Raw genomic sequence first — 15,735 nt, forward strand, 5'->3', positions numbered from 1 at the left:
GCCCGGCCTCGGACAGCGCGGCGCCGGGCCCTTGACGGGGGCGGGCGGCGTGGTTGACACTGCCCAAACCGGAAATCGATGTTCACGCTAACAGCAGGACGGTCGACATGCGCGTTCTCGTTGCCACCGTCGTGGCGGCGGCTGCCCTCGTCACGGCGCCGCCCGCCGCTCGGGCCGCCGACGTCACGGACGGTCTCGCGCTCTGGTACAAGCTGGACGCCACCTCCGGCAGTGCCGCAACCGACTCGTCCGGGCACGGCCGGCACGGCACGGTCAACGGCACCGCGGCCTGGGGCGACGGGCTCGGCTTCAACGGCACCGACACCTACGTGCGGCTGCCCGACAACGTCGTGGGCGGGCTCGACTCGATCACCGTCGCGATGGACGTCTTCGTCGACCCGGCTCAGGCCACGCCGTACTTCATCTACGGCTTCGGAAACTCCAGCGGCGCCAACGGCAACGGCTACCTCTTCGCCACCGGCGACCAGCTGCGCACCGCGATCGCCTCCGGAAACTGGTCGACCGAGCAGAACACCCGGCCCGCCGCCGGCCGCAACCTCTTCCGCGGCGCATGGAAACACCTCGCCTACACGCAGACCGGCACCACCGGCGTGCTGTACGAAGACGGCGTGGAGGTCAGCCGCAACTCCAGCGTCACCATCACGCCCGGCTCGATCGGCGCCGGCCTCACCACGGCAAACTACATCGGTCGCTCGCTCTACTCCGGCGACCGCTACTTCCGCGGAAAGGTCCGTGACTTCCGGGTGTACGAGCGGGCCATCAGCGCCACCGAGGTCGACCAGCTCGCCACCCCGGCCAACACCCGCGCGGTCGCCGACGACACCGCGGCCCTGAGCCTGGGCGACACCAGCGGCGTCACCGGCGACCTCGCGCTGCCGGCCACCGGCCGCTACGGGTCGCGCATCACCTGGGCCAGCAGCGACACCTCAGTGGTGTCGGAGACCGGTGCCGTCAGCCGGCCGCCGGCGGGCGGCCAGGACGCGCGGGTCACGCTCACCGCCACGCTGACCCGGGGCGGGGTCAGCGACACCAAGACGTTCGAGGTGACCGTGCTCGCCGACTTCGACGACGCCACGAAGGTCGCCCGCGCCGCCGCGGCGCTCACCGTGCACAACCTCGACGACGTACGCGGAAACCTCACGCTCCCGGCGGGCGGCGACTACGGCACCGCCGTCACGTGGTCGTCGGACCGGCCCGACGTCGTCTCGCCGACCGGCGAGGTGCACCGTCCGGCCGCCGGCGCGCCGGCCGCCTCGGTGCGCCTCGTCGCGACGGTGACGCTCAACGGGGCCGAGACCGCGCGCACGTTCACCGCCGTGGTGCCGCCACTGCCACCCCGGCAGGACCTCAAGGGGTACATGTTCAGCTACTTCACCGGTGAGGGCACGGCCAACGGCGAGCAGGTCTACTTCGGACTGAGCCACGGCAACGACCCGCTGCGCTGGCGTGAGCTCAACGGCGGCGAGCCGGTGCTCACCTCCACCCTCGGCGAGAAGGGGCTGCGCGACCCGTTCATCATCCGCTCGCCGGAGGGCGACAAGTTCTACCAGATCGCCACCGACCTGCGGATCTTCGGTAACGGCGACTGGGACGCGGCGCAGCGGACCGGCAGCAAGTCCATCATGGTGTGGGAGTCGACGGACCTCGTGCACTGGACCGACCAGCGGCTCGTGAAGGTCTCCCCCGACACCGCCGGCAACACGTGGGCGCCGGAGGCATACTACGACGAGAGCCTCGGCGCGTACGTGGTCTTCTGGGCGTCGAAGATCTACGCGGCGAACGACCCGGGCCACACCGGCGACACCTACAACAAGATGATGTACGCGACGACGCGCGACTTCCACACCTTCAGCGAGCCGAAGGTGTGGGTCGACCCGGGATACTCGGTCATCGACTCCACTGTGGTCAAACACGGCGGCACGTACTACAGGTTTACCAAGGACGAGCGAAACAACACCTCCAGCACCCCGTGCAGCAAGTTCGTCCTGGAGGAGAAGTCGACGACGCTGCTCGACCTGAGCTGGAGCTTCGTGGCCGACTGCATCGGCAAGGGCTCGATCAGCCAGGGCGAGGGCCCGACCATCTTCAAGTCCAACACCGAAGACAAGTGGTACCTGTTCGTCGACGAGTTCGGCGGGCGGGGCTACATCCCGTTCGAGTCGACCGACCTGGAGTCCGGGGTCTGGACGATGTCGACGGGCTACAGCCTGCCGTCGCGGCCCCGGCACGGCACGGTGCTGCCGGTGACCCAGGCCGAGTACGACCGGCTCCTGCGCGCCTACGCGGCGGACCAGCTCGTGGAAAGCGTCGAAGACGTGGCCGTGCGGACCAAGGTGGGCACCGCGCCGGTCCTGCCCGCGACCGTGGTGGCCCGGTACGCCGACGGCGTGTCCCGCCCGGCCGCGGTGACCTGGGACGCGGTGCCGCCGGCGGCGTACGCGAAGCCGCGCACGTTCACCGTCGGCGGCGCGGTCGCCGGCAGCGACACGGTGCGCGCCACGGCCACCGTCACGGTGACCCGGCGCGCGCCGGAGACGCCGAACGACCTGGTGGTCCACTACAAGTTCGACGAGACGGACGGGCGCGTCGCGCGTGACTCCTCCGGCCACGGCTACCACGGCACGTACGCCCGCCCGCCCGCGTGGGGCGCCGGTGTCCACGGTGGATCGTTCGTCATGTCAGGTGGAGCCAGCTCGCCGTACGTCAGCATTCCGAACGGCGTGCTGAAGGACGCCGACAGCGTCACGGTCTCCGCGTACGTCAAGTGGCCCGCGTCCACGACCGTCAACCAGTGGCTCTTCGGGCTCGGGCCGGACAGCGACAAGTACCTGTTCGTCTCGCCGTCCAACGGCAGCCGGGCGTTCTACTCCGCCATCACCACCGGCAGCTGGCAGGCCGAGTCGAAGCTGAGCGGGTCGGCGTTCCCGTCCGGCAGCTGGCAGCACGTCGCCGTAGTGGTCGACGGGGCGGCCCGCGCCGCCACCCTGTACCTGAACGGCGTGCCCGTGGCGCGCGCGGCAGACGTGCCGGCGAAGCCCGCCGACCTGTACGACCCGGCCAAGCCGTACTCCGGCTACATCGGACGGTCGCTGTACGGCGCCGACCCGTACTTCGCCGGCGAGGTCGACGACTTCCGGATCTACCGCCGGGCGCTGCCGACGTCGGAGGTGCTGGAGCTGGCCGGCAACACCACCGGGATCGCCGCGGTCACGCTGCCGGAGCTGAAGGTCGACGCGCTCGTCGACGACGCGGCGAGCCGGGTGGTGCTGCCCGTCAAGCCCGGCACCGATCTGCGTGCGCTGGCGCCGCACTTCGTGCTGGCCCGGGGTGCGAAGATCAGCCCCAAGTCGGGGAAGGTGCGCGACTTCCACAAGCCGGTCACGTACACGGTGACCGGCTCCGACGGCCGCAGTCGCACGTGGACAGTGACCGCCACGGTGATGCGCAGCCCGGTGCTGCCGGGCCTCTACGCCGACCCGAACATCGCCTACCTCGACGGCCGCTACTACATCTACCCCACCACGGACGGCTTCGCCGGGTGGAGCGGCACCCAGTACAAGGCGTTCTCCTCGACCGACCTGGTGCACTGGGAGGACCACGGCGTCGTGCTCGACCTCGGCCCGGACGTCACCTGGGCGGACAACAGCGCCTGGGCACCGGCGGTAGCGGCGCGAAACGGCAAGTACTACCTCTACTTCAGCGGCGGCATGGCCACCGGCGACACCCGCAAGCACCTGGGCGTGGCGGTCGCCGACTCCCCCACCGGCCCGTTCCACGACGCGCTGGGACGCCCGCTCGTCCCGGCCGGCACCTACAGCGGCCAGATGATCGACCCCGCGGTCTTCACCGGCCAGGATGGACAGTCCTATCTGTACTGGGGCAACGGCAACTCCTACCAGGTGCCGCTCGACGACGACATGGTGTCGTTCGACCCGGCGCGGGTCCGCACGTACCACCCCGCGAACTACAACGAGGGCTCGTTCGTGGTCGAGCGTGACGGCGTCTACTACTTCATGTGGTCGGAAAACGACACCCGCGACGAGAACTACCAGGTGGCGTACGCGACCGGCGACTCCCCACTCGGCCCGTGGAGCGAACGCAAGGGCGTCATCCTCCAGAAGGACCTCGCGCTCGGCATCAAGGGCACCGGCCACCACTCGATCATCCAGGTGCCGGGCACCGACGAGTGGTACATCGTCTACCACCGCTTCGCGATCCCCGGCGGCGACGGCACGCACCGGGAGACCACGATCGACCGGCTCGAGTTCGACGCGGACGGCGCCATCGAGAAGGTGGTGCCCACACTGGAGAGCATCGACCCGGTGGTCAACCTGGCACCCACCATCACACAGGCGGCCGGACCGGTCGGCCCGGTCGCGCTCGGGGCGGAGGTCACGGTGACCGCGGGCTTCGCCGACGGCAACCGTGCCGACCGGCACGCGTGCACAGTGGACTGGCAGGACGGCCGCGTCTCGGCCGGCACCGTCACCACCGGCACGTGCACGGCGTCCCGCGTCTACGAGACGGCCGGTGTCTACCGCCCGACGGTCACGGTCACCGACGGCCGCGGCGGCACGGCCACCACCGCCGCCGGGTACACCGCCGTCTACGACTCCGGCACGCCACACGTCGCCGCCGCCGGCGTGATCGACCCGCGCGGCTGCGGCGAGGCGTTCGGCCTGGCGGCCGGCACGGCGGCGGGCCCGGCCCCGATCGCGCTCCGGCTAGCCTTCCGCGGCAAGGAGTTCGCCGCCACGTCGTACGACCGGCTCGCACTCACCCGCACCCGCGCGGAGTACCGCGGCACCGGCACGATCGACGGCGCCGGCGGCTACGCCTACACGGTGACGCTCACCGAGGCCGGCCGCGTCACCGTGACCCTCACCGACGCCCGCACCGGCCGCACCGTCCACGAGGCCCGCGGCCCCCTGACGGGAGGCGTCGTCATCGCCCGCTGAAGTCCAGATTTGCCCACGTCCGCGCCAGTTGCGAACGGCATGCGCGGGGTTCCCCGGGGAAACGTGGAGCGCCGCGGAGCGTCTTCTTGGAGTGTTTCCCGCGGGCACCGCTCGCGGACGGGCGAGGTCGTGGCCCCGCTGTCCACTCGCACCACCGACCCCAGCAAGATCTGTCAGCTTCAGGCCGCCGCGGCGACGTGGGATTGAACGGCGGACCCGGCTCCCCTCCGGAAGCTCCGCTAGGGACGGATCCGTGCGGTCTTGATGAACGGCGCCCTGGAAACTGGCCCCGACAACGCAAGGCCAGTCACCTGGAGGCAACATGAGAACACGGGTTTCGCGCCTGCTGTTGGGCTCCGCGGTCGTCGCGGCCGGGGTCCTGGGCACGGCCAGCGCGGCGCACGCGGTGCCCACCGGCTGCTCGTTTCTGACCGGGCAGCCGGCGGACACGGCGGCGGTGCAGTGCACGTCCGGCACGGGGGAAGTGCGCGTGGTGGTCGAGTGCACCATCTTCCCGCCCGGCCGGGATCCGATCAGCACCCTGCACCTCGGTCGGTGGGTCGGCGTCGGCGCGATCTCCAGGGCCGAGTGCCGCGGCGGTCCCGTCCTCACGGACCGCTGGTTCGAGGTGCGCTGAGGATCAGTTGGCGCAGATCAGCTGTGCCCGCACCCACCACGTGCCGGATGTGGCGTTGTTTTCGTACGCCTGCACGTGCGATGTGAGCGGCAGCGCCGGGGTGGTGAGCCGCATCTGGTCGACCACGATGTCGCCGAGGTCGGCGGCGGTGTTGGCGCCGGCCACCATCCCGGCGCCGTGCGCGCGGGTGCCGGTCAGGCACTGGGCGTCCTCGTCCTTCGGCGAGGCGGAGCTCTGCTCGAAGCCCTGCGTCTGGCGCATCGCCATGGTCGGTGCCGGCGGCCCGCAGACGGCGTACGCCGTGATGCCCCAGCCCGCCGCCGGGATGGTGGCGCTCCGGTCGAAGGTGGCCGCCACCGTCACTCCCTTGTGGGCGGTGTCGAGGACGACGCTGTTGACGAACGCGTTGCCCGCCGCGCCGTCGAGGAAGAAGCCGCCGCCGTAGGCCTGGCCGCTCGCGCACTCGACGCGGGCGCTCTGGCTGCGGTTGGTGCTCTTGGCGACCTGCTTGAGCTCGCGGTGCATGCCCTCCACGTGCGGGCCGCAGATCGCCTGCGCGACCACCGACCAGGCCGTGGTGAGGCCCGCGTCGGCGTCGCGGTGGCGGCCAGCAGCGCGAGCGCCCGGCGTCTACTCGGTTTGGGGTTCATCCGTCCATCGTGGATGAGTGGCTTCATCGATCCGGCATGACATCGTTCATCGCCGCCAGGACGGTCCGGGCGCGCTCCTGGAGTATCCGTAACCCGATGCGATCGGCCGCGGTGAGCGCGCGCCGGCCGTACTCGACGGCCTGCTCGCTGCGGCCGAGGCCGTGACTTGCCGCGGCGAGGCCGATGAACGCCTCGATATGTGGGTAGCGTTCCTGGTCCGTGCCTGCCCGCTCCAGTGCCCGCCGGTGCAGCGCGATCGCCTCGCGGTCCTGGTGGAGGCGGTGGTGGACGGAGGCCAGCGTGTTGAGCGCGTCCACCTCGATCCGGATGTCGCCGAGCTCGCGGGCGTGGGTGAGTGCGGCGTGGGCCAGGTCGAGCGCCCGCCGGGGTGCGCCGCGATCGCGGTGCACCTCGGCCAGATCGCGCAGGGTGGTCGCCTCCACGCCGCGGTCGCCGATCTCCCGGGCGATCGTGAGGGCCCGGCTGAGATGGTCGAGCGCCTCGTCGAGCCGGCCGGCGGCGTGGCAGATCAGGCCGAGCGCGTCCAGCGACGCGGCCTCGCCCTCGCGCGATCCGGCCCGCCGGCGCAGGTTTACCGCCTGGGCGGCCGACTCGATGGCCTCGGGGAGCCGGCCGAGGTACCAATAGGTGCGGGCGAGGTGGTGGAGGGTGAGGGCCTCGCCGTTGAGCCAGCCGCCCCGCCGGTAGAGGGCCAGTACCCGCTCGTAGACCTGGGGAGCCTCTTCGATCTTGCCGGAGTCCCGGTACGCCGTGGCGAGTACCCCGAGGGCGGTGGCCTGGCCCTGCACCCAGCCGGCGCGTTCGGCGAGGGTGAGTGCCCTGAGGCAGAGCTCGATCGATTCCGGGTACCGGTACTCGCGGTGTTCGAGGTTGCTGAGGGTCAGCAGCAGGATGGCCCGTGCGCGGAGGTCGTCCTCGGCCTCGGTGGCGCGGAGCCCGGCCCGTGTCGCGCGGGCCAGGTCGACCGAGTGCAGGCGCAGCAGGAAGTAGCCGCGCAGCGTGTCGGCGAGCAGCCAGGCGGTCGGCCGGGGCCCGTGCTCGGCGGTGTACACGATCACGGCGACCAGGTTGGCCCGCTCGGCGTCCAGCCAGGCGAGTGCCGCCTTGTCCGAGGCGAAGTCGGGGCCGGGTACGTCGACGGGCGGCACGGGCAGGCGGAGGCGGTCGGGGTAGAGCAGCTTCGCCGCGGCGTCGGCGCCCGCCAGGTACCAGTCGAAGAGCCGCCGCAGCGCCGCCTGCCGCGCCTCGGCGGTGTCCTCGACCCGCGACCGGCCGGCCGCGTACTGGCGGAGCAGGTCGTGACTGGTGTAGCGGCCGGCCCGGTGCTCGGTGGACAGATGCGCGGCGGCGAGCCGTTCCAGGAGGCGGCCGGCCGCCTCCGCCGTGGTGCCGGCGAGCGCGGCGGCGGCGTCTGCGGTGAGGTCGGGCATCGGCGCCAGGCCGGCGAGCCGGAAGAGGCGCCCCGCGTCCGGCGCCAGCGCCCGGTAGGACAGCTCGAAAGCGGCCCGCACACCGGACTCCTCGTCATCGGCCTCCAGTGTGGACAGCGGGTCGCGGCGCAGCTCGGCGACGAGGTCTTCGACCCGCCACTCTGGATGGTCGAGCAGCGTGGCCGCGGCGAGGCGCAGCGCGAGCGGCAGGTAGGAGCACATCCGGGCCAGCTCGGTGGCGGCGCCGGGCTCGGCCGCCATCCGTTCGCCGCCGACGATCCGCTCCACCAGCAGCTGCGCCTCGTCGGCGCCGAGCACGTCGAGGCTCAGCCGCCGGGCGCCGTCGCGGGCGGACAGGCCGGACAGCCGGTGCCGGCTGGTGACCAGCACCAGGCACCCCGGGCTGGCCGGCAGCAGCGGGCGGACCTGCGCGGGCTCGGCCGCGTTGTCGAGCAACACGAGCACGCGGCGTTCGGCCAGCAACGAGCGGTAGCGGGCGGCCGCGGTGCTCTCCTCCGCCGGGATGTCGCCGGCCGGCACGCCGAGGCCGGTCAGAAACTGCGCCAGCGCGTCGATCGGCCGCACCGGCTCGCTTTCGGCGTGGCCGCGCAGGTCGACGTAGAGCTGCCCGTCCGGGAAGCGTTCGGCGACCCGGTGTCCCCAGTGGACCGCCAGCGCGGTCTTGCCGATGCCGGCCGTGCCGGTGATCGTCGAGATCACCATCGCGGTCTCCCGGCGGTCGCCTCCGGGCAGCAGCTCGTCGAGCTGCTTGAGGTGCTCGCGGCGACCGGTGAACCCGGCCACGTCGGCGGGGAGCTGGCGGGGAGTCGGCGCGGCCGGTGCCGGCGCGACCGTGGTGTCGTTGTTGAGGATCGCGGTGAACTGCCGCTGGAGCGCGGGTGCCGGGTCGAGCCCCAGCTCTTCGGCGAGAAGGGTCCGCAGCTGGTGGTACACCTGAAGGGCGTCGGCCTGCCGGCCGCCGCGGTGCAGCGCGAGCATGAGCTGCCCGACAAGCCGCTCGCGGAGCGGGTTGGCCGCCACGAGCTCGGTGAGGTCGCCGACCACCTCGTCGTGGCGACCGAGCCGCAGCTCCAGCTCGCAGCGCTGCTCGATCGCCGTCAGCCGTTGCTCGTCCAGCCGCGCCGCCGCCGCCTCGACGGCCTGACCGGCCAGGCCCAGCAGCGCCGGCCCCCGCCACAGCCGGAGCGCCGACCGCAGCGCGTCGACCGCCTCGGCGAGCCGGTCGTCGGCGGCCAGCGCCGCCGCCCTCGCGACCCCGTCTTCGAAGACCTGGGAGTCGAGCTCACCGGGCCGCGGCTGGGCCCGGTAGCCACGGCCGTCGGCGACGATCGTGGCGCCGGCCTCCCCCAGCTGGCGGCGCAGCGCCGAGATGTCGTTTTGCACCTGCCGCCGCGCGGTGGCGGGCGGGCGCCCGTCCCAGATGGCGTCGATCAGGTGGTCGAGCGAGACCACCTGATCCGGATGGGTCAGCAACATCGCGAGCAGCGTGCGCGGCCGGCGGCCGCCCAACGCCACCGGGCCCGCTTCGCCGATCACTTGCAGCGGCCCCAGGATGCGGAACTCCACCCACTGCCCTCCGGGTCAGTGCCTGCCGTCCCAATGACGGACATCACTGTACAAGTGGGCGATGGTGAATGGGTAACCCGATCAACAGCCGCCCCGGATGCCGGGCGTTCGGGTGCCCGGCATCCGGCGTCGGTCCACGTCGGTCAGGTCAGCTCACCGCTGATCGGCTCGCCTCCTTCCGGGGTGGGGCAAGCGCACTCGAACTCTTCCGGTTCCGGGATCTGGTCGGCGAGCCATTCGCCGGGCGCGTCCATGATCGAGCCGTCGGCCAGCCCTTCGACCAGCGAGTTGTACATCTCGGGATAGTCCTGCTGTGCGATCCAGGACAGGCCGTTGAGGACGTCGCGGGCCACGCCCGGAGTGGCTCCCCGCTCGGCGATCCAGGTGTTGCCCATCGTGAACCACCAGCCGGCGCCAGGCGGGCCGACGGAGACTCCGGGCAGGATGGCGACCGTGCCGCGGAAACTCAGGACGCCGGTCTCGCGATCCTCGCTCAGGCTCGCGCAGACGGTGACCGAGGCGCCCCCGATGCCGCCGGATCCGCCGCCCAGGCACACCCCGGGGCCTTCCAGCTCCTGGAGGCTCTGCGCGTTGGTGATGAGGCCTTCCAGCGTGAGCGCGTCGCTATTGATCCGGCCGCCGGACAGGGTGACGAGCTGGCCGTAGTTTTCGGCCGTCACGAGGTAGCAGCCGTCGATGGAGGTGCGCAGCAGCCGGGACGCGGCCGTGGCGCAGACGCCGATGCCCGGTACGTCCGTGCCGTTCTTCAGGTCCTCGTACGCCTGCCTGATCGCGTCGAGGACCGAGCCCTCCAGCGGCGGCGTGCCCGCACCCTCCTGGCTCGGCGACGCCTGCATGTCGGCGATCATCGCGCCGACCGCCGCACCGACCTGGCTGGCCGCCGACGTCGCGGACGGAGCGTTGATCCACGTGCCGCCGCTGTTCTGGCACTCGATCTCGCCGGTCGCGCACTCCAGCGGGATGAGCCCGCTCGGGTCGGAGAACGCCGCCGGGTTGTTGAGCCCGTACGCGTACGGGTTGATGGATTGCGGGTTCGCGATCTCGAAGAGCGGGTCCGGCGAGATGAACCGGCCGAGTCCGGGGTCGTAGTAGCGGGCGTTGAGATAGTTGAGACCGGTGGCCTTGTCCTCGACCTGGCCGATGAAGCCGCGATCCGTGGCGGTCGTGTCCGCCGTGCGCGGCCTGCCGTAGGGCTGGTAGGCCCGGACCTTGCTCGGCGCCGCCCCGCCGCTGGGCACGGTGAGCTGCACCGAGCCCTGGTTGTCGGTGGCAAGGTACTCGACCCCGCCGGTGGTCCGGATCGCGGTCTGGTTGCCGCCGAACGCGTACGTGCGCACCGCGCTCGCCGAACCGGAGGACGGCTTGGTGACCTCGTGGTCCTGGATGTACAGGGTCGCGCCCTGCGGGGTGCGGCGCAGCAGCCGCGCCCCGTCCGCGTCGTACACGAAAGAGGAGTCGCCGTCCGGGTCGTCGACCAGGGTCAGCCGCCGCTCGGCGTCCCAGGTGAGCGTCTCGGTCTGGCCGCCGGCCGTCCGGGTGGCGAGGTCGCCGGTGGCGTTCCAGGTGTAGGTGCCCGCGCCGGCGGCGGTGGGCGCGTGCGGCCGGGCCGTGCCGGCGGCCGGGTAGGTGTAGGCGACCGGGGTGGCGCCCTCGACGCGCCTGGTCAGGTTACCGTCCACACTGTACTCGTAGGTGTGGTTGTACGGGTTGGTCCCGGTGCCCGGCGTGCCGGCCGCGCACGTCCCGCTCGTGGTGAACGCGCGGGTCAGCCGTTGCCGGTCGTCGTGGTCGAAGCACTCCCGCCAGGCCTGGGTGTCCAATGTGGTGTTCCGTTCGACGACGTTGCCGAACGCGAGGTCGTAGCGGAACTGGATGTCCTGGATGGTCGTGCTGCCCGCGCCGCTGCGCAGCCGGGCGAGCCGCTGGTCGCCGTCGTAGTCGAAAACCCGGCTGAACGGCGTCGCCCGCGGGCCGGACAGCAACCACACCGGCCGCGCCCGGTCGTCGCGCGCGGCGCCCCAGACGTACTCCTCGGCACCCACCATCGTGCTGGGCAGGCCGGTCGCGCTGTACGTCGTGGTGACCGTCTCGGCCGCCAGCCCGCCCACGGCCGGGTACGTGAGACGGGTGCGATGGTCGGCGGAGTCGTAGCCGTAGCCGACGGTGTAGCCGCCGGACAGGCCGGTGATTCCCGCGGGCACGGTCCAGGTGCGGCCGGTCTCCCGCGACCGGTCGTCGTAGCCCGCGACGTCCACCACCCAGTCGCCGCTGGCGTCGAAGCGGGTGGACCGGTTGAGCAGCCCCTCCTCGCCCGGTGCGTCGTACTCCCATCGGGCCAGCAGCGGCCCGGACGCGGAGTCTCTGCGACGCTCGGTCTTGCGGTCGAGCGCGTCGTAGCGGGTGTGCAGCTGGACGCCGGCCGCGTTGGTGGAGCGGATCTCGTTGCCGACCCCGTCGAAGGCGTACGACCAGGTGCCCATGTCGGGATCGGCCACGCCGACCTTGCGACCCGCCATGTCGTATGTGTTCGTGATGGTGTTTCCGGCCTGGTCGCGTACGGTGGTGAGCCGGTCGGCCGCGTCGTACCCGTAGGCGGTGGTGCGCCACGACGCGCCGTCGAGCTCCTCGGCCCGCACGATGCGGTCGTGGGCGTCCTTTACCGTGCGGACCACTCCCCCGGTGGGCGGGTCCGGCGTCTTCCGGATGGTGTCGTGGGTGTACTCGGTCGCGACCGACCAGCGGTACGCGCCGCCGGCCCGGTGGATCTCCCACACCGGCCGGCGCAGTTCGTCGTAGGCGGTGAGGGTGTCGTTGGCCCATCCGCCGGCCGGCGCCGGAAGTATCCCGGAGCCGGGTGCGCCGGCGACCGCCTGCGGCGGCGACACCACGGAAACGAGGCCGCGGTCGTCGTAGACCGTCTCGGAGACGAGCACCTTGCCGGCCTCCGGCGACTGCTTGTGGGTCTGCCGCTCGCGCAGCATGGTGTCGTACACGACCCAACCGTCGACGTACCGCGGCGAGCCACCGGCGGAGTCGAGCAGCTGGCGGGTGCGCACCACCGGCACCCGCGACTTGTCCATCGCGATGTCGTAGGAGAACTGGAACGAGGCGGGTGCGCCGGCGGCCTGCTCGGTGGGGCGCCGGACGGTCAGCGACCGGCCCAGCGCGTCGTACGTGTGTGTCGTCTTCTTGCCGCGGGCGTCGGTCTCCACGCCGGGCGCGCGCCGCAGGACGAACCAGTCGGTGCGCTTCGTGTGCCCGAGGTGGTTCTTGACGGTCGTCGTCTCCGGGTAGCGGATCGCCGGCGTGTACGTCGTCGTCATGGTGTGACCGTTGGGGTCGGTGACGGTGAGCGGGCGGCCCAGCGCGTCGAACGTCGTCGTGGTCGCCGCCCACGTGGGCGCGGCGGTTATCTTGTCGCGCTTTCCGGTCTGGTTGCCCTTCGTGGGCGCGCCGCCGAAGGCCCCGCCGTCGTAGGCGTACTCGGTGCGCTTGACTTCCGCGCCGGTACACGTGGCGTTGGCGTAGCGGGTCACCGACGCCGGAAAGTCCAGCAGCCACAGGTCGGTGTTGAACGCGGGGACCGTCCGGGTGCACCGTTCGTCGCCGCTGACGTTGGTCCAGCCGTGCTCGACGAGCTGGTCCGGCGTACCCAGCAGGCCGTTGACGACCGTCTGCGTGCGGCGGCGCAGGTAGCCGCCGTCGGCCGGATTTCGACGCCTGTCCACCCTGTCGTTCGGCACCACGAACCAGGCGTCGTCGAGCGGGTCCGGTGTGGCGGTGACGTCGACCGTCCTATGTGCGTGGAACCCTTGCACCACGCCGGACTCGACCGTGCCGTCGGCGCGCAGGGACACCTTGTCGAGGACACCGCCGGCGAGCCAGTTCTCGTCGGGGACGTTGGCGACCGTGCCGTCGATGCTGGAGATCGTGGCCACCCGCGAACCGGGGCCGGGGAACGGGTCTCCGGCCAGCCGGTCGCGGTGCATGCCGCGGTACATGCGGAACCGGGTGCGCGTGCTGCCCTGGCTCACCAGCGCGTCCTGGTAGCCGCGCCACTCCGACCAGCTCTGCACGCTGTTGGGGACGAACTCGTCGCGGTCGTGGTGCCACGCGCCGTTGGGCAGGCCGGCCGCGACCTGGTCGCCGTACCGGTACTCGGTGACCATCGGCGTGCCGCCGCCGAGCGGGTCGCGCTCGTCGATCCTCGTCACGAGGTACTTGTGGAAGACCGCGAAACCGCCGGCGCCGCCCTCGGGTTTGTGCCAGTGCGGGAAGCAGTTGCGCGTGTTGAGATGCCAGTTGGGCGGATCGGGCAGCGGGCTCGGGCAGGGGTGCGGCCGGCCGTAGGTCACGGTGGTCTGCCCGCCGTACTCGTTCGTCACGACACCCACGCGGTAGTGCGGCATCGCCGACAGGCCACCGCCGGTGTCGATCCGGTTGTCCAGCCGCACCGGCGAAAACGTGGTCTCGGGCATCGTCAGGGCGGATGCCGCGGTCAGCCCGGTGCGCTGGACGGCCGTCAGGAAGAGTTTCTGGTCACCGGTGCGGCCCGGGTCGGGGTCGGGCAGGCCGTGCGCCAACCGGAACTTGTCGACGTCGATGAACCTGTCACCGTCGTTCACGCTCGCCACGACTTCGCTGTATCGCAGGGCGGTGAAGAACGTCGGCGTGTGCTCCGCGCAGGGCGCGGCGAAGCACATGAGATCGACGGGCGTGTCGGGAAAGTCGCTCGCCGTCGCCGCCGTGGGCTCCTGACACGTGTGGTCGAGCGCCAGGCACCTGAACCCGGTGTCGAACTTGACCTCCGCCGAAGGCTCGGTCGCCGACAGCGGCGCGCGGCGCTTGCCGTACTTGATCATTTTCAGCACGCCGGACCGCACGTACTCGGTGTGCTCGAACCCGGGCCAGCCGTTGAGGGCGGAGTAGTGGTTGATCTCCTTCTCGTACTCGAACTGCTGCACGTTCTCGTTCGGGTCGATGACGAGGTCGAGGTTCCAGCGCCACGCCTGTGAACACCACGACACCGGTGTGACGGTGCTGCACGGCTCGCCCGCGTCATCGCCGAACACCGGCACCGTCCACGCCGAGTTGGTCTCCACGCCGACGTCGGGATTCTCGCCCCTGCCGAAGAAGTACCGCACGCCGTCGGGGGTGGTGACCTTCCAGTACTCGCCGTCGTTGTCGCCGTTGGGCGCCCCGGTGAGCTGCTCGACCTTCCACCGCTGGTCGTCGCGCATCCGCCACTGCTTGGGGCTGGAGCCGGGCACCGGCACGAGCTCCGAGGCCTTGCCGTTCAACGAGATCGTGGCGTTGTCCGACTTCCAGCACAGGTCGGCGTAGACCTGTCCGTCGTCCAGACAGGAGGTGTAGCGACGCTCCACAAAGGAGTCGGCGAAGTCGCTCCAGCCCAGACCGTTCGGGCCGGGCTGCGTGTTGCGGCCGGAGACCATGCCGTCGACGGCGCCGGACGAGTAGTTGAGCCGCACCTCCGGCGTGGGGCCCGACGGTGCCTCGGCGATCGGGATGTCATAGCGGTACGTGAACTCACCAGACCCCGTCCTGACCTGCCAGTCGCCGGAAAGCTCGAGCGGGGTCGCCTTGAACGATCCCTCTTCGCCTTCCGGCGCGGCGGTCACCGCCAGGACCGGGGCGTCGGCGGCGAGCGCGGTCAAATCGCGGACGTCCGCGACCAGGCGGCGCTGGTCGCGAAGATTTCGGGAGGGCACCGCCGTGCCGCCCCGCGCGCAGCCGCGCGGCGCCTTCGCGGCGACCGCGCACGCCGGCAGGGCGACCACCCGCAGCCGGTCCGCGTAGCCGCCGCCGTAACGCTCGGCGAAGGACGAGTAGTCGACGGAGACCTCGACCGGCAGCGCTCCCGCGCCCAGGGCCGCCCCACCCGGCCCCGAGACGCGGAAGGCGAACCCGGAGACCCCCGCACGGGCCGCGAGCTTGTGGTCGAGCACCTCGACCCGCAGCCGCCGCCCGGCCGCCGCCGCCGACTTCGCGCTCAGCGCGACCGGCGACGTGCCGGCCCGCGTCGCGCGCGCGGTCAGGGAAACCTCACTCGCCCCCGGAGCCGGCAAGGCGGTCGCGGTGGGCGCGGTGCCCGGCCGGCTGCGCACGAGCGGCGCCGAACCCGTCGCCTTCACCGGCGGCGAGCCCGGCTCGCCGCTCCGGGCGTCCGCCGCGGCCGCCCGCCAGTCCAGCCCCGGTGCCGCCGGCCCGGGATCCGGTGCCGCGGACGCGGACGGCGGCGAACCCGCCGTCAGCGAGATCCCCACCACGAGTGCCACTAGGCCGGCTATGAGCGGATTTCGTCGCAGCATCGTGGTCTCCTTCGCGTACGCGGGCGCCAGATGGCTTTCCGGCATTCAAATGCCTCGAACAGTCCCGGACAACGAATCCGC

At 72.0% G+C, this 15,735-nt stretch carries 5 protein-coding genes; 2 read left to right on the forward strand and 3 right to left on the reverse strand.

What is annotated here, in order from left to right:
* Positions 1-107: 107 nt before the first annotated feature.
* Both ACTMTJ_RS27200 and ACTMTJ_RS27205 read left to right on the forward strand, forming a co-directional pair.
* The gene (locus ACTMTJ_RS27200; protein ID WP_441220784.1) at positions 108-4,979 is read left to right on the forward strand and encodes a family 43 glycosylhydrolase; all 4,872 of its coding nucleotides are present in this window, start codon (positions 108-110) and stop codon (positions 4,977-4,979) included.
* Positions 4,980-5,301: 322 nt separating this feature from the next.
* A complete protein-coding gene (locus ACTMTJ_RS27205) occupies positions 5,302-5,616 on the forward strand; it encodes a hypothetical protein (protein WP_441220786.1) in 315 nt (104 codons plus the stop codon).
* Between the two features lie 3 nt (positions 5,617-5,619).
* Here the strand turns inward: ACTMTJ_RS27205 and ACTMTJ_RS27210 are convergent, their stop codons facing one another.
* The 3 genes from ACTMTJ_RS27210 to ACTMTJ_RS27220 all read right to left on the reverse strand — a co-directional run bounded on the left by ACTMTJ_RS27210 (position 5,620) and on the right by ACTMTJ_RS27220 (position 15,654).
* Complete coding sequence (locus tag ACTMTJ_RS27210; protein WP_441220787.1) at positions 5,620-6,180, reverse strand: hypothetical protein; 561 nt, start codon at positions 6,178-6,180, stop codon at positions 5,620-5,622.
* Positions 6,181-6,289: 109 nt separating this feature from the next.
* Positions 6,290-9,304 carry a BTAD domain-containing putative transcriptional regulator gene (locus tag ACTMTJ_RS27215; protein ID WP_441220789.1) on the reverse strand — a complete coding sequence of 1,005 codons (3,015 nt, stop codon included), beginning with the start codon at positions 9,302-9,304 and terminating at the stop codon, positions 6,290-6,292.
* A 143-nt stretch (positions 9,305-9,447) separates the two neighbouring features.
* A complete protein-coding gene (locus ACTMTJ_RS27220) occupies positions 9,448-15,654 on the reverse strand; it encodes an RHS repeat domain-containing protein (protein WP_441220791.1) in 6,207 nt (2,068 codons plus the stop codon).
* Positions 15,655-15,735: the final 81 nt, after the last annotated feature.

The sequence above is a fragment of the Phytohabitans sp. LJ34 genome (genome assembly GCF_052068095.1).
Taxonomy (GTDB): domain Bacteria; phylum Actinomycetota; class Actinomycetes; order Mycobacteriales; family Micromonosporaceae; genus Phytohabitans.

Excerpts from the sequence above, each read along its gene's own strand:
- ACTMTJ_RS27205 (WP_441220786.1), top strand. The coding sequence starts at position 5,302 with ATGAGAACACGGGTTTCGCGCCTGCTGTTGGGCTCCGCGGTCGTCGCG.
- ACTMTJ_RS27220 (WP_441220791.1), bottom strand. The coding sequence starts at position 15,654 with ATGCTGCGACGAAATCCGCTCATAGCCGGCCTAGTGGCACTCGTGGTG.
- ACTMTJ_RS27200 (WP_441220784.1), top strand. The coding sequence starts at position 108 with ATGCGCGTTCTCGTTGCCACCGTCGTGGCGGCGGCTGCCCTCGTCACG.